Genomic DNA, 19,163 nt, shown 5'->3' with positions numbered 1-19,163 from the left:
CATGAAATTAGATGTTTTAGAACAATCATTACAAGGAAAGTTATACCATGATACAACCATGCGTACACTGTATGCCACAGATGCTAGTGCATACCGTGAAATGCCTATGGCTGTTGCGGTGCCAGAATCAAAAGAAGATATAAAGAAAATAATAGATTTTGCTCGTACAAATAAACTAAGTGTTATACCACGCGCTGCAGGAACTTCCTTAGCAGGTCAAGTCGTTGGGCAAGGTATTGTTGTAGATATATCCCAAAAATTTACATCTATTTTAAGTGTCAATAAAGAAGAAAAATCAGCCTGGGTACAACCAGGAGTCATTCGAGATGAACTTAATTTAGATCTAAAAAAATACGGTTTATTTTTTGGACCCGAGACATCCACCAGTAATCGTTGTATGATTGGAGGAATGGTAGGGAATAACGCTTGTGGTGCTCGTTCAGTTGTCTATGGTTCTACTCGTGAACATTTATTAGAAATCAAAGGATATTTAGCAGATGGAAATGAGGTTACTTTTGGAGAATTAACCAATGAAGAGTTTGAAGCTAAGTGTCAAGGTATAAATGTTGTAAGTGAATTAGAACAAAAAATTTATTTGCAAGCCAAAGAAATACTATCTAACCCCGTAAACCAAGAATTGTTTAATGCCAATTATCCCAAAAAAACAATTCCAAGGCGTAATACAGGATATGCTTTAGATTTATTAGCTGATACAGCACCTTTTGGAAACTTTCAAGAAAAATTTAATTTCTGTAAGCTTATTGCAGGTTCGGAAGGAACTCTATTTTTTGCTACAGAAATCAAGTTAAACTTAGTGAATGCCTTAAAACCTAAAGCGGGTTTAGTGTGTGTGCACTGCGATAGTGTCAATGCTTCTTTAAAGGCTAATTTAATCGCATTAGAATACAATCCAGATAGCGTAGAATTAATAGATCATTACATTCTAGACTGTACTAAAGAAAATATAGAACAAAGTAAAAATCGTTTCTTTGTTCAAGGCGATCCTAAAGCTATTTTAGTGATAGAATTTCTTCGTGATACAGTAGAAGAAATTCAGGAAACAGCTCAAAAAATGGAAGAGCAAATGCGAGCAGCAGGGTTAGGTTATCATTTTCCAATTGTTTACGGAGAAGATACAAATAAAGTATGGAATCTTCGTAAAGCAGGTTTAGGACTTTTGTCTAATATTCCAGGAGACGCTAAAGCAGTAGCCGTAATAGAAGATACAGCAGTAGCTGTAGAAGATCTACCTGATTTTATTGAAGATTTCAATCAGATTTTAGAAAGTAGAAATCTATTTTGTGTACATTATGCACATGCCGCTACGGGAGAATTACACTTGCGTCCTATAATTGATTTAAAAACAAAAGAAGGTACGGCTATGTTCCGTACGATTGCTACAGATATTGCACATTTAGTGAAGAAATACAAAGGTTCATTAAGTGGAGAACACGGAGACGGACGCTTACGAGGCGAATTTATACCATTCATGTTAGGCGAAGAAATTTATCAAATGTTTATCCAAGTAAAAAATACGTGGGACCCATGGGGAATTTTTAATCCAGGTAAAATTGTCAATACTCCTCCTATGGATACTTCCTTACGTTATCAAGCAGGACAAGTAACACCAATGCCAGAAACATATTTTGACTTTTCAGAGTTAAACGGATTTGTACGTTCTGCAGAAATGTGTAACGGTTCTGGAGATTGTCGTAAAACCGAGAAAAGCGGAGGGACCATGTGTCCTAGTTATATGGCTACTCGTAACGAAAAACATACCACAAGAGCAAGAGCCAATATTTTACGAGAAACCATCACACACTCTAAAAAAATGAACCCATTTGATCATGAAGAAATAATAGATGTTTTAGACTTGTGTTTGAGTTGTAAAGGATGTAAATCAGAATGTCCTTCAAATGTAGATATGGCTAAGTTAAAAGCAGAAGCCCTGCAACAGTATCATGATAAAAATGGAATAAAATTTCGTTCTAAATTAATAGGTCATACACCACGAGTAAACAAAATGTTTGCTCAAGTACCCTTTTTGTATAATTTGTCAACCAAAGGATTTTTAGGAACCCTAGTAAAGAAAACAACAGGATTTGCTACAGAACGCTCTCTTCCTGAAATGTATAAAATAACCTTTGAAAAATGGATTGCTAAATTTAATCAAGAAGGAACTTTTGAAAACGGAGAAGTTTATCTGTATAGCGATGAATTTTTAAATTATTTTGATGTAACTATTGGGCAAACAGCTGTTAAATTATTAAATAAATTAGGTTATAAAGTTAACGTTCCATCAATAGGAATCAGCGGTAGAACCTATTTATCGAAAGGAATGGTAAAAATTGCCCGAGAAATAGCCGAAAAAAATGTAGAAAAAGTATACGATTTGCTGCCTAAAGAGGCTGTTTTAATAGGAATAGAACCATCTGCTATCTTAACCTTTAGAGATGAATATCCCGATTTGTGTCGAAATGATTTAAAAAATAAAGCAAAGAAAATTGCTGAAAAAACTTTTTTAATAGAAGAATTTTTAGCACAAGAAATAGAAAAAGGAAAAATAACTTCTGATCATTTTACAGATAAAGAAGAACGTGTACGTATGCACGGACACTGTTTTCAAAAAGCCTTATCTTCCTTAGTGCCCTTGAAACAAATATTGTCATTACCTAAAAATTATACGGTTTTAAATATACCAAGTGGTTGCTGTGGTATGGCAGGTTCATTTGGGTATGAAAAGGAACATTATGAAATTTCAATGAATATAGGAGAATTAGTTTTGTTTCCAACTATTCGTCAAGAATCAAAAGAAACAATTATTTCGGCATCAGGAACAAGTTGTCGTCATCAAATTGCAGATGGAACTGGTAGAGAAGCACAACATCCAGTAGAAATTTTATATAAAGCATTGAAGTAAAAATAAACCGATTATAAAATGAAGAGGAGGGAGCCAAAAATCAACGTTTGGTTTGTTATTTTGGTCTTTTCGGACAGTCTCTTTTTTTGAAAAAAAGAAAACAATATCATTTTAACGATATATAAAACAAGTTGAAACCCAAATTAATCTAAATAATAAAATTAATTTGGGTTTCTTATTTTTGAGAGTCGAAATTTATTAGGATTTACCCTATTGAATTATTTGTTATTTAGAGATTATTTTTGTATAATAATGTTTTGGTAGATTTAATTTCTAAATATAGGTTTTTTTATAATATAATATTCTGATAATATTATTTTTGTTAAAAAATAAACACAATGAGTAATCCCCATTTAGAAATCTCTCAGCAGTTACAACAATTATTATCACAAGTAGAAGATCGTACAAAATATTTTTTAGGATATCCAGTCTCTAAAGATTTTGATTATTCTGAACTACTTCCTTTTTTGCAATTTCCAATGAACAATTTAGGCGATCCATTTGTGAAATCAACCTACCAAGTAGATTCACGAGAGATGGAACGAGAAGTCGTTCATTTTTTTGCAGAACTTTTTAGAGCCAATCCTGAAAATGTTTGGGGTTATGTGACAAATGGAGGTTCAGAAGGTAATTTATACGGTTTGTATGTTGCCAGGGAATTGTATCTTAATGCTATGGTTTATTTTTCTGAAGATACTCATTATAGTATTCAAAAAAATGTAACGCTTCTTAATATGGAATATGTTATTGTACGTTCTCAAGAAAATGGAGAGATAGATTATAATGATTTAAAAGAAGCTATCCGTTATAATAGACACCGTCCTGTAGTAGTAGTAGCAAATATAGGTACTACTATGACAGAAGCTAAGGATCATATTCCAACAATCAAGAAAATTGTTACAGATATGGCAATTGAAAAACATTATGTTCATGCTGATGCTGCTCTAGCGGGTGGATTTGCTCCTTTCGTAGAGCCTCGTCCTGCTTTTGATTTTGTAGATGGATGTGATAGTATATCCGTAAGTGGGCATAAATTTATTGGTTCGCCTATGCCTTCAGGAGTAGTAGTAGTAAAAAAAGAGAATCGTGACAGAATAGCTAAAAAAATTGCCTATATAGGTTCTTCAGATGCTACGATTACAGGATCTAGGAATGGGCATAGTCCTTTGTTTTTATGGTATGCCATTAAAAAATTAGGTCTTGAAGGTTTTGCTTTACGTACACAACATAGTTTGCAAGTGGCAGCTTATACAGAGAAAAGATTAAATGAAATAGGCGTAAAGGCTTGGCGTAATCCTAATGCTATTACAGTGATTTTTTCGTCTCCTTCTATTGAGGTTCGAGCAAAATGGCAACTAGCAACGGAAAAAGGGCAATCTCATATTATTTGTATGCCTAATGTTACTTTTGAGCAAATAGACGAGTTTATTTCAGATGTGTTAAGTTTAAATGATTGATTTATAGTTTTTTAAAAATAAAATAAATTAAAAAAGATAAAAGTGCTTGTAGATGTCAATAAACGTTGTATATTTGCACTCGAAACAGCGCGGGATAGAGCAGTAGGCAGCTCGTCGGGCTCATAACCCGAAGGTCACAGGTTCGAGTCCTGTTCCCGCTACTAAGTTGAAAAACTGAAAATACAAATCGCACAGCGCGGGATAGAGCAGTAGGCAGCTCGTCGGGCTCATAACCCGAAGGTCACAGGTTCGAGTCCTGTTCCCGCTACTAAGTTTATAAAAACTAAAAATACAAATCGCACAGCGCGGGATAGAGCAGTAGGCAGCTCGTCGGGCTCATAACCCGAAGGTCACAGGTTCGAGTCCTGTTCCCGCTACTAAGAAGAGAATCTGATTACAGGTTCTCTTTTTTTATGGAATAAACTTGCTTATTCTGCAAGGGTTTTCTTTAAATCTACTTCTCTATTAAAATTTAAACCAGTTATATTTTGGGTTGCAATTTGGGTTGCAAGAGGCTAACTTTTAGGTTGCAACTTTTTTAATTATGGGTTGCAAAAAGGCTAACATTTAGGTTGCAATCTATTTTTTGCTGGGTTGCAATTTTTTATTTACTCAATATTCTAATATTCACACTAATGATGACACAACCATTAAAAATATTATTTGTTATTTCTGCAACCAGGATAAACAAAAAAGGATTAGTTCCATTAGTTTGTAGGATTACTTACTTAGGCATTAGAAAACCTTTTGCTACAGGAATTTTTATAAACCCAGAAAATTGGAACAATACAAATCAAAAAGCTATTCCAGAAGATATAGAACACAAACAAATAAACACTCAATTGAGCCTGATTAAACAAGAAATTAATCAGGCTTTTTTATTTCTACAAGTTCAAAAAGAGCAATTTGATGTAGAGGATATATATTTAAAATACAAAGGAGAAGATATTAAACCATCTAAAACCTTGATTGAAGTATTCAATCTACATAATTCAGCAATGGAAAAGTTAGTTGGTATTGAATATACTAAATCAACATTTTCAAAATTCATAGAAGCCAAACAGCATATTGAAAATTTCCTTTTACATAAATACAAAAAGAGAAACATAGTTTTAGAGGACATTAGTTTGAAATTCTTAAATGACCTTGACTACTATCTGAAAACAGAAAAGAAATTTAAACAGATTACAATTAATAAAAGCATTCAAAGAGTTAGGAAGATTATTAAATTGGCTATTTCAGAAGGATTTCTAATGACAGATCCTTTTATACTTTATAAACCTAAAAAGGTAATCAATAATGTAACATATTTAACCACAGAAGAATTGTTTAAGTTGGAAAATCATAGCTTTTCACAACCAAGATTAGACCAAGTGAGAGATATGTTTGTTTTCTGCTGTTATACAGGTTTGCCCTATCAAGAAATGTCAAGTTTGACAAAAAAGAACATTGTGAAAAAGTTTGATGGTAAACTTTGGATAGATATGTATAGGCAGAAAACCAAAAAACAATTTTCAGTGCCTTTACTTCCTAAGGCAACCTCAATATTGGATAAATACCAGGATTCTAAATGTATATTACCAATTATAAGTAATCAAAAGTTCAATTCTTATATCAAAGAAATAGCTGAGATTATTGGAATTGAAAAGAAATTGACTCACCACATTGCAAGAAAAACATTTGCAACAACTGTATTACTTTATAATGATGTACCAATTGAAGTAGTTTCAGAACTTTTGGGTCATTCTAAAATTTCCACAACTCAAGACCATTATGCTAAAGTGGTTCAGAAAAAAGTTAGTGAGCAAATTTTACAACTTGAGAAGAAGTTAAATTAACTGTGTTGTAATATCTTTACAGCACAGTCTTATTAAAAGTTTTATGAGTGCAATAGATTTTGATTTAGTAAATGTACCAGTTGAATACAAAAAAATAAATGTAGAAGATTTTGATTCTAATTACTATAATGCAACCAAAGAATGCATAAGTCCAAATCCTGAAACTGGATATATTTCTGAACAGTTAATGCCTATTCTTATTAGAGATTTAGATATTAAAAACACTACTGTAATAAATGCAGGCACAGGTCAAGGAAAATCAAAATGCATTATTGATATTGTCTCAGAATATGCCAATAAAGAGGATTATATTGTTGTTTTTGCATTGCCTTACAATAACTTGATTGAGCAATATTATTATGAATGCAAAAATATTATTGATGAAAATAAAATTTTCAGTCTTTTAGATATTAATAAACCAAAAACCAAAACAGATTTTGTCTTTGGAGCTATTAATGAAGAAGACTTTATTAACAATTCAAAAATAAATCAATTTAAAATTCATATTTTAACTGTTTACGCTTTACTTGAAAACCCAGGAGAAGATGCTTTATTCCAATCTCAAAGGAGAAGAGATTATTTCAAAGAGTTAATTAGGTTTTGTGAAATTCATAATAAAAAAATAGTTTTAATATTTGATGAATTACATGATTCTATCCACACTTTTAAAGAAGAATATATTTTTAATCTTTGGAGGTTTAAAAATGTTGTTCATAAAAACTATGCTGTTAGTGCAACTTATAATGAGTCATCTAAAGAAATTATAAAATATCTTTCTGAACTTACAGATAATAGAATCAAAATCATTGAATCTGAAAGAATTATTATACCTGAAAAGCAAGGTGACTTACATTTAATTTTACATCAAGATAATAAAGATATTGTAGAAAATGATGATTTAAAAAGACTATTTAAAAGATTACTCTATGAAGACAAAAAATTTGATGTAATTGTATATTCTAAAAGTCAATTAAAAAAAATGCAGAAAAAGACTTATTTTAATGGAATAAATAAGTCAATTTTAAATTTTTGTTATAATGATATTTTTAATCCTAATTTTATAAGAAAGTACAATAAAAGTAAAATTAATATTGGAACAAATTTTTCAACTGGTATTAATATTACTAATGAAAATCATACTCTTGTTATAATACTTCCTCCAAGAACAAATATTAAATACTTCAACAACAAAGGAGTTTTTACTTCAGGTTATGTGTCAATTCTACAAGCAATAGCAAGATTAAGAAAGACTGGAGATATTTATATTGTAATGTCTGAACCTTTTGGAATTTTAGAAAATAGTTTACCATCTTATATAGAAAATAAAAACAGAATAATTGAAATATTTCAAAAATTTCAAACTCTGGGTTCAGTAGAATATTATGATATTAATATTCAAAAAATTGACTTATTTAATGCTTATAAAGAATATACGCATAATATTAAAAAAGCAAAGAAAAATATTGAAGAGGTCAATAGAAATGAATTAAACTCTTTAAACTATTTAAGAAAAGAACAGTTTATTTTAAAAAAAGGAGAAAAGTTTCTTAATAGCATTTTCTTTAATGGAGACTTATCTACCTATATGTTCTATACAGCAATTACAAATCAACTCCCCAATTGTAAATTAAAAACTATTGACTTCAACCCTGATATTTATTTTTATAGTGAAACTTTGGTTGAGAGTATTAGACAGCATTATACCGTATTAGCTAATTCAGCCTACAAAAATAGTTTAGCTCAAACAAATTTAATGGCATATTCAGGGCATCAATTTTTTTCAATATTTGATTCATTTTTAAACAAAAGAAAAGTTTATTTGGATAACATATTGATTGATTCAGTTAAAATTAAAGAGTTAAAAATGCATTATTTACTTAATGTGTTAACTTATGGAGAATATATATATGAAGAAAGAGTAAGAGACTATAGAAAACTAATCAAACCTCTTTATTTCAAATCTTGTTTAAGTCAGGTAATAAATTTGAGTTCAACAGTAGATACAATTTCATTTGAAAATGAACAGTTAAATTTTTATTTTAATCACTATAAAAATTGGATAGAATTAATTGAGATTATTAATAGAGGTATTGAAATTAAAAGAAGAAGGAGTGTACTTAATACTCAAGCAACAAGTCTTTTTATTCAAAAATTCAATGAGCTTGATATGTTCAATCAGTTAATTAGACTTATAAATGAAGATACAGTTATTAATCTTGATTTATTTCCCTTTTATGATACTTTTAAAAGATATACAAATAGCTCAGAGGCAAGCCAATCTTTTTATGAGTTATTAATTGATTTATTTTTTAAAGTATCCAAGAATAAATCACAAATTATAGTTAATGACAAAAAGGTTAGATTTCATCTAATTGAAGAATCATTTTCTATAGAAAACTTTCAAAAAGAATTTTATGTCAATATGCTATTTAGTAATTCTGAAATAATTGGAAATAGACTAATAAATTAAATCACACATTTTCCTTATAGTATATATATAATTTAGGAAAATATGTGACTTTTCTCAAAACCAATCTCAATCAAATGAGGTTGGTTTTTTGTTTTGTATAAACCAGGAATCTAAAATATTAATCAATTTAAAATTATAAACTATGCAATTAAGACAATCAGAAAGAAGAAAAGCCAAGATAAAAATGGCTTTGCAAGGAAGTGCAGGTGCAGGAAAAACTTATTCAAGTTTGCTACTTGCTCAAGGATTGACTAATGGTGATTTAAGTAAAGTTGCCATTATTGATACAGAAAATGGAAGTGCTGACTTATATGCACATTTAGGAAATTACAATGTACTTACTTTAACACCACCATTTACACCTGACAATTACATTAAGGCAATTGATGTATGTGAGAAAGCAGGTATTGAAGTTATCATTATTGACAGCATTAGCCATTGTTGGGATTATCTATTAGATTATCATAGCTCATTAGCAGGAAATTCATTTACCAATTGGGCAAAAATTAAGCCTTTAGAAAAAGCCTTTATGGATAAAATTCTGCAATGTGATGCTCATGTAATTGCTACAATGAGAACTAAACAAGATTATGTTTTAAATCAAAAAGATGGCAAATTTATTCCTGAAAAAGTAGGATTAAAAGCAGTTCAGAGAGATGGATTGGATTATGAATTTACTATTGTGTTTGATGTAGATATTAAACATTTTGCAGTAAGTTCAAAGGACAGAACGGGCTTATTTATGGGTAAACCAGAATTTGTTATTAATTCAACCACAGGGAGAAAAATTTTAGAATGGTGTAATAGTGGTACTAATCTACAAGATGCTAGAGAAAAGATTAAAGCAACCAAAACAGTTGAAGATTTGAAAGTTCTTTATAATCAATACAGTAATTGGAGAGAATTATTGGAATATGATTTTAAACTTCAAAAAGACACCATTAATTCAAAAGAAATATTGTTAAATCCAAAAACATTCAGCACAAATGGAAGCACTTCTCACCATTGAATCCAAAATAAACCAGGATTCACATAAATTAATTCCTGTAAAGCAAACTGATAATAGTATGAATCCTGGTACTTTGCAGATTAATAATGTTATAACTCCTGGTATTTTAAAATTTCCAAACAAACCATTTATTGAAGCAAATACACAAGAAATCAGTTTGACTAATTTGAAAAATGATTGTGTCATTCCTGTGTTTAGTAAAGATAATGAAAGGACAATTTCACACCAGGAATTTATAGAAATTGCACAAAATGCAGTTTTAAAAGTATTTCCACATCATACTTTTGAGAAACCTGAAATTAGAGTATCACACCAAATTAAAGGTAGAACTCCAGAAGCAATTCATAAAAATGTGAAAGAACTGTTAGACCATGAGAGGACACAATATTTTGAAAGAATGGCTTTTATTATTAGGATTCCAAGTATTGTAGATAAAATAAATGGAAATGAAATTGCTCTTACAATAGGTGGGGTTAGAAGCTATAATTTGGAAAACTTGTACAATAAAAAGACTTTTGAAAAATTCAAGTTCTTTATTGGATTCCAGAATAAAGTATGCTGCAATTTATGTGTTTGGAGTGATGGTTTTGTTGATGATATGAAAGTAAGTTCTTATCAAGAATTACAGACCAAAATTATAGAAGTAATTCAAAATTATAATGCTGAAAAGCATTTGTTAGGAATGAAAGAGTTTGCTAAACATTCATTAACAGAAACTCAGTTTGCTCAATTAATTGGTAGAACAAGGTTATATCAACATTTACCCAAAAAGGATAAAGCATTGATTCCAAATTTAAACTTCACAGATGGTCATATTAACACTATTGTGAAAGATTATTTTGAAGATGATAGCTTTTGCAGAAATGAGCAAGGAGATATAAACCTTTGGAATGTTTATAATCTCTTTACACAAGCCAATAAATCTTCTTATATAGATACTTTTCTTGATAGAAATGTGAATGCCTATGATTTTACAAATGGTATTCAGAAAGCACTGATTGGTAATGGAGATTACAATTGGTTTTTGAGTTAATTTGAACCACTCTGTTTATTCAGAGTGGTTTTATTATTTTCATAATTGAGTTCAATTTTAAAACTTTCTATTTTTAAATCAAAAACTTTTTTTATTGAATCTATATTTTTTTTGTTTTCATCTTCAATTTTTTTTATATTAATTTGTTGAATTTTGTAAATTGAATCAATGTATTTCTTGTTGTCGATGATTTTAGAAGTTTTAATTTTTTCAAGTTCATTTTTGTCATCAACAAAATTTTTATACAAAAACAACAATGATAAAACTATTAAAAAACCTATATAAGTTGATATAATTATTTTTTTGTAATTTTTAATTTTTTCAATCCCTCTGGTAGAAATAAATATAAGCATAACAAATGACATTAGAGAAAAGGAAAAAATAAGTATGAAAATAATAGCTTTGATAAAAGAATCAATAAATGAGAATCCAGATATTGTACCAACAATAAATGAAATAATAGCAGTAAAAATTGTTAATGTTTCAACTGATTTTTTGTCTGAATTTTCTGTATTATTTTTTAATTCTTTTATAATGGCAAATTCTTTATTTAATGCACCTAAAATTTCATAATGATTGTATTTTTCTTGAAACTCTAATTTTAAATCTAAAAATTGTTTTTCTTTTTGTTCTATTGAGAGTGGTAATAGGAAAGAAGAAGCATAATATACTTCATCAAAATCTTCATTGTTATACTTTACCAATGATTCATCATAAGGTAATTGGTATAGTAAATTATGATGGTTTTCTGACCATTTCATCTTTCTTTCACAAGAAATAATTAAACTTCTAATAAGATGAATTTTTGTGTTAATCTCCGATTTTACTTCAAGAGCATCTCTTGAAGTAATTAATTCATCAAGTTTTTTTATATTAAATTTTAAAAATTTAAAATCTACAAAAAAGTTGTCAAAACCTGTCTTATCTTGTAAAGAATCTATTCTCTTTTTTAAATCAACAACATCTTGCTCATTTACAGAAGGTTCTTCTATTAATAAAGAAAACTGATTGTTTAAAGCGTATAAAATATTTTTTAAAAATATATGGTTATCTTTTTTAAATTCATCTTCTCTTTTATGAAATTTGTCAACTATCTCTTTTAAATTTTCGTAGTTAGGTTTAATGTCTTTAAAATACTTTATTAAAAGATGAAACTCCTGAAAACTAACTTTTTCTTTAATTAATAAATCATTAATTTTATTACTATAATGACTATTTTGTCGAACATAGTCATAATGATTTTCTAGAAATTCCTTCCATTCTTTAAGTTTGTCATTTTCAGGGTTATAGCTTGAGTTTTGATTAATTGATATTAAGTCGTTGTCAATAATATAAGTTTTATTTAAATTGTAATCTTTTAATTCATTAGCAGTTGTTATTTGTCTAATCGTCCATTTATATTTTAAAAAAGTAATTTTATGATTTATAGCACCAATAAATGAAATTGGTTCTTTTATGTTAATTTGATTTATTTGATTTTCAAAATTTATTAAACTTCTAAAATAACTAATGCTTTCATCAAAATAATGATCATGTGCAGATAAAACTAGAAGTTTTTGTATTTCTTTAAATTTATTAGAAATTTCATTTTCAAAATTTTTAAAGATATTTAAATCATATTCTGATGAATATTCTTTTGAAGTTGAAAATACAATATCAGTATTTGGGTTAGAAAGATATGTTTTTACTTGCTTAAAAAAATTTAAGTAAATAGAACAAATTCTTTTAATAATTGCAATAAAATTCTCTACATATTCATGCAATTTAGTATTTTCAATTAGAAGAATGTCATTCAGAATGGTACTGCAAATATTTAATGATTCTTTTAAAGGAGTTTCAATATCAACAATTATATATTCACCTCTCAATATTGATTTTGAAATTAATTTTGATAATTCTAAAAGATTGTTCTCTAGATATTTTTTTAAATTACTTTCGTCTAATAAAATATTTTGTGTTGTTTCTTCTATATTGATGAATTGTTGATGCCAATTTTTTTCATCAATAAAAGTTTTATTTAAAAAATCTGAAAAATTTTTAACCATTTTAATATTGATAAACTTTTATTTCTCCTTTAATATCTTCTATTGGAATGTTATGGCTAAATGAATTATTACTTAAAGCTATTTTGTAGTTTTTTTGCCATGAATACCATCTGTGGCTCAATTCTACTAGGTCGATTGAAGAATATTTTATTAAATCTATATTAATCTCTTTTAATAGCTTTATGTTTTTGTCAATCATGTTTTTAGAATTCAAGTCTAATTTTAGAATATTATCTAAATTCAATATTGAAGAGGATGAATTATTTAATGTAATATTTTTGATTTGACCATTTTTGATAAAATCATATACCTCACTCTCTACATGTCCATAGGGCATTGCCCAAAACTTATTAAATATTAAATCTATTAATGTATTGTGGGTATTTTTATCGGAATTAACAGCAGAGATAAAGAATAAAAGTTTTAAAACTTTTAAAGTGCTGAGGTCATTTGTTTCAGAATTACCATAAACTTCCTTGTACCAATTATGTAATTGATAAACAGAATATTCAAAAGCCAATAGCTTAGTATTCATAAATATGTTTTTTTACAAAAATAAACTTTTATATTCATAAAATTATGAAAAAAAAAATGAGAATAAAAATTCTAATTTTTTAATTATATTTGATTAAACTAAAGACAATGGAAGGGTTACAAATTTTAGAACAAAAAGTCAACTATAAAGGGTTAATTAATAGTATTGATATTAAACCTGATGAGTTTCTACTACCTCTTCATGAAGTTATTGTGAATTCAATACAAAGTATTGAGGATAGAATTGAACCTACTGAAAAAGGCTCAATAATAATTAAGGTTCACAGAAATTTTCAGGCAAAATTAAATCTTAATGATGAAGTTGAAGAATATCATCCGATTTCAGGTTTTACCATCATAGATAATGGTGTAGGTTTCACAAATAAAAGAGAAACAGCCTTTAGTACTCCATTTACTAATTTTAATTATGCAAAAGGAGGGAAAGGAATGGGAAGGTATACTGTATTAGCCTGTTTTGGGAGTATGGATATTGAAAGTTCTTTTTTAGATGGAGATGAGTTTTTTGAAAGAAAATATAGATTTGACAATGCAATTGGGTTACAAAAATATCCAGAAAGCAAATCTTTTGGCAAATCAGGATTTGAGAATAAAACAATAATTAAATTAAATAATTTTCTACCAGAGTATTATGAATTTGCAAGAAGATCCAAAATTACAATTAAAGAGATAGCAGATAATATTATACAGCATTGTTTGTTATTTTTTATTGGAAGTGAAAAATCACCAGTTATTAGAATTTTGTATGATGAGGATAAAATTGAAAATGCAATAGTTCTAAATGATATTTATAAGACAGTAATAGAAATTGAGAAAACTGAAAAAGATATTGTTGTTGAAAATGTTTCAAAGCCTTTCAAATTAAGTTATGTAAGGAATTATAATGGTGTTCATTCACACTCAATACACTTATGTGCTAATAAAAGAGAAGTTGGGAAAAAGCAATCTTTAACTAATTACCTTCCTTCATTTAAAGAACTATATAATAGTGATGAGAAAAAATATCATCTTTCAATATATGTTGAAAGCGTTTTTTTAGATGAAAAAAATCATCCTCAAAGAAACAAGTTTATGCTTCCTGAAAATTCATCAAAAAAGAATGATTATGATGAAATTTCATTAGATGAATTATTTAAAGATTTATCTGAAAAAATTAGAGAAAATTATTCTGAATACATTGAAGAGGCTGAGAAAGAAAAGAATAATAGAATTGAAAAGTACATCTTAAATCCAAGTAAACCTAGATTAAGATATAGACACTTACTTAATGTTAAGGATGCTTTTTTGGATATTCCAATCAATGCTTCTGATGAAACTTTAGAAGCTAAATTACATGAAAAGGAATTTAGATTAGAGCAAAAAAGAGAAAAAGTTTTTGAAAAAGTTTTCAAAAAAAGGGAGTATGATAAAGAAGAGTTTGGAAATATTGTTAGTAGTATTTTAAAAGAAGAAGCTGCTTTTTCTAAAGATAAACTAGCTGATTTAATGATTAAAAGAAAATCTGTTATTAAGTTATTTCAAAAATATTTGGAATGGAGAGATGAAGGTAATTTTATGCTTGAAGAGGATTTGCATAATATTATTTTTACTATGGGAGCTGAAACTGACAATATGCCATCAGAATATCACAATTTATGGTTACTTGATGAAAGATTTACTTTTCATACATACACAGCGTCTGATATTAAAACTAAAAGTAATAAAAATTTTGAAAGTCTTGGTAATAAAGAACCTGATGTTTTAATTTATGATGTCCCTTGGGCGTATTCTGATAATTTAGATAAAATTAATTCATTAGTAGTATTTGAATTTAAAAAACCAGGAAAAGAATTTGCCAATACAACAAAATTAGATGATTTAGTAATGAAGTATTTTCAAGATTTGATGCAAAGTAAAGCAAGAAGTCAAAAAGGAAATCTTTTAAATATTGAAGATAGTACTCCAAAGTTTGGTTATATAATTTGTGAATTAAATAAAGATTTGGTAGAGCATAATATTAAGTGGAATGGTTTTAAAAAGACTGCTCATGGTCATTTGTACAAAGTAATACCAGAATTGAATCTACATATTGAAGTAATGAATTATGAACAAATGCTTGATTTTTCTCAAAAAAGACATCATGCTTTTTTTAAAACACTTGGGATTGATAATGTTTAATTTTTCATAAAATTTAAATATTCTTTTCTAATCCAGCCAGATTCTACAGAATTATTCTTAATAACCAATGCCCACTTAAGACTATCTTTAAGAATTTGGACTTGTTCATTTTTTTTTAAAATGTATGTAGTTTTTGATTTATCTCTAGGGAAATTTTTTATGTTTACTTCCTCTATATTAATTATTGCAATTTTAATGTTTGTATAGGTGTTATTAATACTGAAGTTATTGTTAATATTTATTTCTTTTGTTGTTTTTTCACTACTATTTTGTATTTGATTCAAAATAGTAGGTATTATTATAACACCAATTAGCCAAAATATAAATTGTGCAGAATATTTTATTGAAGGATTTTCATCAATGATTTTTTTTATTGACAAGCAAATTTCATTAAAAAACTTGAGTGTATCTCTGTTAATTTCATCTAAATTAGAATTAATTACATCTAGATTATTACTAACTTCAAAAATTAATTCATTTGGTACTTCATTGTTGCTTTGCTCATTTATTGTTGAACTTTGGAGGTTATTAACTATTGAAATTTTAAACATTTCATTCCAATATGTTTCTGAGTTTATTTTATTTAAAATTTCATCACTAATATTTATTTTATGCGTTTTATTAATGTTTTCAATTAATAATTTTATTGAGCTTTCATTTGCCCAGTTGTAATAAGTAAGTTTGTCTAATGAAGAAGGAATGAAAAAATTATTTTCTATTTTCTTGATTGAGTTGATAGTGTCTAAAAAATGTTTGTTTGCATAAGTTGTTTTATCTATCCAATCAATACTCTTGAATGGTTTAATAGAATCTTCAATTCTGTCATTTATTTTTTTTAAAGAGGAATATAAATCTAATTCTTTCATGTTCTTAACTTAAATTATTTGCAAAATTATGTTATTATTCTAAATTTTTTTTAAAAAAATAAACACACAACCTACCAAAACAAAATAACCCCCACTTGTTTTGAGAATCAAATCCCCCTACCCAAAAGGTTGAGAAGGTGTTTTTTTTGACCAGGATATTAAATGACATTTTTTTCAGAGGTAAATTTTATTGCAAAAAATGAACACAACTTTTTTCAGTTCAAGGTTGAAATACACCAGTAATCTAACAAAATTTATTTCTTTCAATTCTTGGTACTTGTTCAATTTCTCAGAACTGTAATCCAGACTTTTATACTATTCTACATAAGCCAGCCAGCTTAAAAACCCCCACTCATAGTGAGCAATGAAAATCATTGTTTAATACTTTTTTGAATAAAGAAATTCAAGGTGATAGCTGAATTTTAAGAATCATTTGAAGTATTAGAAATTACAACTCAAAAACACTCAAAAAACAATGGTAACAATCATTAACTACAAAGAAAGAACAACAGAAGATGGGAAATCATTTTTTGTTTTAGAAGTACAAGGAGGGATTGAAATGGTTCAATCTAAAACTACAGGGAAATTTTATGCTACAGCAAGAAAAGCCTATTTATCAAGTACATTTGATGAATTAACCTGTAAAGCTCTTATTGGAACTCAAATGCCTGGAGCAATTGTTAAAGAAGTCTGTGATGCTTATGAATACATTGACCAAGCTACAGGAGAAATGGTAGTATTAACTCATAGATATGAGTATGCACAAGAATCTGCAATGGTAAATAACCAAAAGCCTGTATTTGAAAATTTCACTCCTTCTGTAGATGTGTTTTCTAAAAATGGAAAACATAACTATGAACCTGTTAACTAATTCTAATATGCCTATTATGTATAAAAACATAGTAGGCTATTTTTAATTATTATGGAAATAGCAGAGATTAAAGTTTCATACTCTACAAATAAGCCTGATAAAATCAAACTTACAACCTGTTATGAAGTTTATAATTTTATCCTATCTAAATGGAATACAGATGTAATTGAATTTCAAGAAGAATGTAAAATTATTCTATTCAACAGAGCTAATTATGTATTAGGAATTTATGATTTATCTAAAGGTGGAATTAGTGGCAGTATAGTAGATATACGAATAATTTTGAGTGTTGCATTAAAGTGTAATGCTTCATCTATTATCCTGGTACATAATCATCCAAGTGGAAATATGAAACCAAGTGAAGCAGATAAAAAAATAACCAGCAAACTAAAAAAAGCCTGTGACTTATTAGAAATCTATTTACTTGACCATTTAATAATTAGCAATCAGGACTATTATAGTTTTGCTCAAAATGGAATTTTATAAATCACACTTTTTCCTAAAGCATATATATAAGTTTGGGAAAATCTGTGATTTTTTTGAGAGTGTGAATTAACTTAAAAACAGCCTTTTTTAAGTAAAACTAATACCAGGATATTGGAAGTAGATTATAATTAATAGCTATTTCTTATGGATTCCTGGTTTGAAGTTATATAGTTCAGATAAATCAACTTCAATTTTTTGAGCTATTTTATATACTAAATAACTTGAAGGATTTGTATTTCCAGCTTCAATTCTATTCATATTAGACCTATCAATTTCACATCTATGACCAAGTTCAGTTTGAGAAAGATTTTTTTTCTCTCTCAATTCCCTGATTCTTTGTCCTAATGCTATTTGAAATTCTTTCTTATTCAATTTTGGCTATTTACACCAAAAGTTGTCATATTTGATAAAAATATTGTTATCAATTTTGACACAGTATGTATATTTGTTAAATTCTAATTACTATAACTATGAAATTTAAAAATCAAATTACAATTCTATTATTATTTGTTATCTGCTTTTCATACTCACAAAAGAAGTCAAGTGATTATGTTTGGCATGGATGGTATAAGGCTAAAAATGGGGATTTTAAGGGAGCTTTAGTAGATTACAATAAAGCTATAGAATTAAATTCTAATGATGCAACAATTTATTATAGTAGAGCATCAGTCAAAAATGAGTTAGGTGATTTTTATGGTGCAATTAATGATTGTAATAGAGCTTTGAAAATTGATGAAATTTCTTTTTATGCATTTTTCACAAGAGCTTATGCATGGAGTGGATTAGGTGAATATGAACATGCAATCATAGATTTAAATTCTGCCATTAAAATTTCTCCTTTGCCTAATTTTATTTTTTATAGGGCAGAAACATTTGTGAAATTGAATAAATTAAGTGATGCTTGCATTGATATAAAAAAATTATCAAATATTGACATTGATGATGAAAATTTAATAATAAAAATAGAATTGTTTAAAGAAAACTATTGTAAATAAATATAAAAAAAGAACTCAAATTAAAATTAAATGTACCATGGAAACAACAGTTTTTACAATATCAGCTTTACTTTTTTTAGTAAGTTTTGGTTCTTATGGACTTCATACTGAAAAAGTTGAAAAATTTGAAACAGGAAGTTTGCCAAAAAATGAATTACTTATTAAAATAGGGAATAATTTATATTTTGCTTATGTTCCAGTTATTTTACTAATTATTACATTGCTAAATTTAATAAACTTAAGCTGGTACTGGATTGTATTAATTACAATTGTTATTGTAAAATTTTTTGCTGTTTCTTTAGCTATAATTTATTCAAAAATATTTGGTTCTAAAACAGAAGAAATTTTTTCAATAAAGTATGGTGGAAATATGAAATTTAATATTCACATAAAAGATTTTATCATTTCATTAATATTAGGAATTTCTTTACTTATAATTGGGCTATTATATTTTTAAACAAATA

At 27.6% G+C, this 19,163-nt stretch carries 15 protein-coding genes and 3 tRNA genes; 14 read left to right on the top strand and 4 right to left on the bottom strand.

Features of this window, described 5'->3' with window-relative positions; translation table 11 throughout:
* Window position 1 precedes the first annotated feature (1 nt).
* From AWN65_RS11250 to AWN65_RS11210, 9 genes are all read left to right on the top strand, one after another.
* Window positions 2-2,920 carry an FAD-binding and (Fe-S)-binding domain-containing protein gene (locus AWN65_RS11250; RefSeq protein WP_060383244.1) on the top strand — a complete coding sequence of 973 codons (2,919 nt, stop codon included), beginning with the start codon at window positions 2-4 and terminating at the stop codon, window positions 2,918-2,920.
* Window positions 2,921-3,258: 338 nt separating this feature from the next.
* Window positions 3,259-4,377: a histidine decarboxylase gene (locus AWN65_RS11245; protein WP_060383243.1), complete on the top strand. Its 1,119-nt coding sequence runs from the start codon at window positions 3,259-3,261 to the stop codon at window positions 4,375-4,377.
* An 88-nt stretch (window positions 4,378-4,465) separates the two neighbouring features.
* Window positions 4,466-4,538, top strand: a tRNA-Met gene (locus AWN65_RS11240).
* Window positions 4,539-4,572: 34 nt separating this feature from the next.
* A tRNA-Met gene (locus tag AWN65_RS11235) sits at window positions 4,573-4,645 on the top strand.
* A 36-nt stretch (window positions 4,646-4,681) separates the two neighbouring features.
* Window positions 4,682-4,754, top strand: a tRNA-Met gene (locus tag AWN65_RS11230).
* Window positions 4,755-5,015: 261 nt separating this feature from the next.
* Entirely contained in the window at window positions 5,016-6,215 is a 1,200-nt protein-coding gene (locus AWN65_RS11225; RefSeq protein ID WP_405510640.1) for a site-specific integrase, read from the top strand.
* A gap of 43 nt (window positions 6,216-6,258) precedes the next feature.
* On the top strand, window positions 6,259-8,685 hold the full coding sequence (locus AWN65_RS11220) for a DEAD/DEAH box helicase (protein WP_060383241.1): 2,427 nt from the start codon (window positions 6,259-6,261) through the stop codon (window positions 8,683-8,685).
* Between the two features lie 142 nt (window positions 8,686-8,827).
* Window positions 8,828-9,694 (top strand): AAA family ATPase, encoded by an 867-nt coding sequence (locus AWN65_RS11215; RefSeq protein WP_060383240.1) that lies wholly within the window; start codon window positions 8,828-8,830, stop codon window positions 9,692-9,694.
* On the top strand, window positions 9,672-10,727 hold the full coding sequence (locus tag AWN65_RS11210; protein WP_060383239.1) for a DUF3871 family protein: 1,056 nt from the start codon (window positions 9,672-9,674) through the stop codon (window positions 10,725-10,727). The genes AWN65_RS11215 and AWN65_RS11210 overlap by 23 nt, the downstream gene beginning before the upstream one ends.
* On the opposite strand, the gene AWN65_RS11205 is transcribed toward AWN65_RS11210, so the two are convergent.
* Together AWN65_RS11205 and AWN65_RS11200 are read right to left on the bottom strand one after the other, a co-directional pair.
* Window positions 10,724-12,772, bottom strand: coding sequence for a hypothetical protein (locus AWN65_RS11205; protein WP_060383238.1), 2,049 nt, complete (start codon window positions 12,770-12,772; stop codon window positions 10,724-10,726). The two genes, AWN65_RS11210 and AWN65_RS11205, sit on opposite strands and share 4 nt — an antisense overlap.
* A gap of 1 nt (window position 12,773) precedes the next feature.
* Window positions 12,774-13,307: a type II toxin-antitoxin system antitoxin SocA domain-containing protein gene (locus AWN65_RS11200; RefSeq protein ID WP_060383237.1), complete on the bottom strand. Its 534-nt coding sequence runs from the start codon at window positions 13,305-13,307 to the stop codon at window positions 12,774-12,776.
* Window positions 13,308-13,414: 107 nt separating this feature from the next.
* On the opposite strand from AWN65_RS11200, the gene AWN65_RS11195 reads away from it, so the two are divergent.
* A complete protein-coding gene (locus AWN65_RS11195; protein WP_060383236.1) occupies window positions 13,415-15,481 on the top strand; it encodes a hypothetical protein in 2,067 nt (688 codons plus the stop codon).
* Here the strand turns inward: AWN65_RS11195 and AWN65_RS11190 are convergent.
* Entirely contained in the window at window positions 15,478-16,347 is an 870-nt protein-coding gene (locus AWN65_RS11190) for an SH3 domain-containing protein (protein WP_060383235.1), read from the bottom strand. The genes AWN65_RS11195 and AWN65_RS11190 overlap by 4 nt on opposite strands.
* Window positions 16,348-16,822: 475 nt before the next feature.
* Here AWN65_RS11190 and AWN65_RS11185 point away from each other — a divergent pair, with 475 nt between their 5' ends.
* Window positions 16,823-17,218 (top strand): hypothetical protein, encoded by a 396-nt coding sequence (locus AWN65_RS11185; RefSeq protein ID WP_060383234.1) that lies wholly within the window; start codon window positions 16,823-16,825, stop codon window positions 17,216-17,218.
* A 51-nt stretch (window positions 17,219-17,269) separates the two neighbouring features.
* Window positions 17,270-17,704 (top strand): JAB domain-containing protein, encoded by a 435-nt coding sequence (locus AWN65_RS11180; RefSeq protein ID WP_060383233.1) that lies wholly within the window; start codon window positions 17,270-17,272, stop codon window positions 17,702-17,704.
* Window positions 17,705-17,839: 135 nt separating this feature from the next.
* Here AWN65_RS11180 and AWN65_RS11175 read toward each other — a convergent pair whose 3' ends face one another.
* A complete protein-coding gene (locus AWN65_RS11175) occupies window positions 17,840-18,076 on the bottom strand; it encodes a helix-turn-helix domain-containing protein (protein ID WP_060383232.1) in 237 nt (78 codons plus the stop codon).
* 98 nt (window positions 18,077-18,174) lie between these two features.
* Here AWN65_RS11175 and AWN65_RS11170 point away from each other — a divergent pair, with 98 nt between their 5' ends.
* Together AWN65_RS11170 and AWN65_RS11165 are read left to right on the top strand one after the other, a co-directional pair.
* Window positions 18,175-18,699 carry a tetratricopeptide repeat protein gene (locus tag AWN65_RS11170; RefSeq protein ID WP_060383231.1) on the top strand — a complete coding sequence of 175 codons (525 nt, stop codon included), beginning with the start codon at window positions 18,175-18,177 and terminating at the stop codon, window positions 18,697-18,699.
* A gap of 37 nt (window positions 18,700-18,736) precedes the next feature.
* Window positions 18,737-19,156, top strand: a complete 420-nt coding sequence (locus tag AWN65_RS11165; RefSeq protein WP_060383230.1) for a hypothetical protein — start codon at window positions 18,737-18,739, stop codon at window positions 19,154-19,156.
* Window positions 19,157-19,163: the final 7 nt, after the last annotated feature.

Source organism: Flavobacterium covae (assembly GCF_001534645.1).
Taxonomy (GTDB): Bacteria; Bacteroidota; Bacteroidia; order Flavobacteriales; family Flavobacteriaceae; genus Flavobacterium; species Flavobacterium covae.
The sequence above is the reverse complement of the archived record's forward strand: the minus strand, read 5'-3'. Positions and strand labels throughout refer to the sequence as shown.